Genomic DNA, 913 nt, shown 5'->3' with positions numbered 1-913 from the left:
AAAATTATCAAAACAATTTTATCAAAACTAAAACTTTTCGCTAGCGTCAATAGGTAAGATTAGGTTCCATGAACAAAAAATTATCTAAGCCAAATAAATGTGCTAGCTAAAGCCACAAAGCCAAGAAAAGCAGAGCAAGTTTTATCAAATCTAGAGAAAACCCTTCTAAAGTGCTTAATTTTAGAGAAAAAGTTCTCAATTAAGTGTCTTTCTTTATATATATGCCAATCTATATCATGATTTTTAGTATAGTTTTCTCTAGACGGAATTACAGGCTTATTTTTATTTTTCTCAAGGAATTTTATGTTTTCTTCAGAAAAATATGCTTTATCAGCAAGAATATAAGCATTTGTTATTCCTTGTAAAAGTTGTTGCGAAGGTAGAATATCGTGAACATTACCAGCAGTTATTATAAATCTCACAGGATTCCCTAAAGCATCTGTGAGGGTATGAATCTTTGTTGTTAGACCACCAGCGCTTCTACCTAATGCATTAATTTGATTACCATTTATTTCATAGCCACTAGCACATGCATGTGCTTTGACAGATAATGAATCTATCATAAACTGTTGTGAATCAACATCTGAAACATAGGTCATTAAATTATTCCAAATTCCTTTGTCAGCCCAATATTTATAACGTTTATGGATAGATCTACTATTACCATACTCTTTATGAAGATATTTCCATTGGGCACCAGTTTTTAGAATATAAAAAACTGCTTCTATAAATTTTCTAAGCTTAGCTGTGTCTTTTGTATGTAAGCCTTTTTGATTTGTAAGAAAACTTAAAATTGTTGACCAATTTGATTCTGATATATAATATTCCATATATGTTAAGTGTGTTATTTGTTTCGCAAAACTATTTAAATACACTTAACATCTTTATGCAAAAATTTTGTTCATGGAACCTA

1 protein-coding gene is annotated in these 913 nt (G+C 29.7%); it reads right to left on the bottom strand.

From position 1 onward, the window contains the following. Positions 1-80: 80 nt before the first annotated feature. Entirely contained in the window at positions 81-830 is a 750-nt protein-coding gene (locus tag F3D62_RS12490; RefSeq protein WP_150468572.1) for an IS5 family transposase, read from the bottom strand. Positions 831-913 lie beyond the last annotated feature (83 nt).

Origin of the sequence: Francisella sp. SYW-9, from assembly GCF_008711465.1 — a bacterium.
Lineage (GTDB): Bacteria > Pseudomonadota > Gammaproteobacteria > Francisellales > Francisellaceae > Francisella.
Note: the sequence above shows the minus strand (reverse complement) of the source record. Positions and strands in the feature narration are given on the sequence as shown.

What these genes read in the sequence shown, in the direction of transcription:
- F3D62_RS12490 (WP_150468572.1), bottom strand. Translation starts at nt 830, where the DNA reads ATGGAATATTATATATCAGAATCAAATTGGTCAACAATTTTAAGTTTT.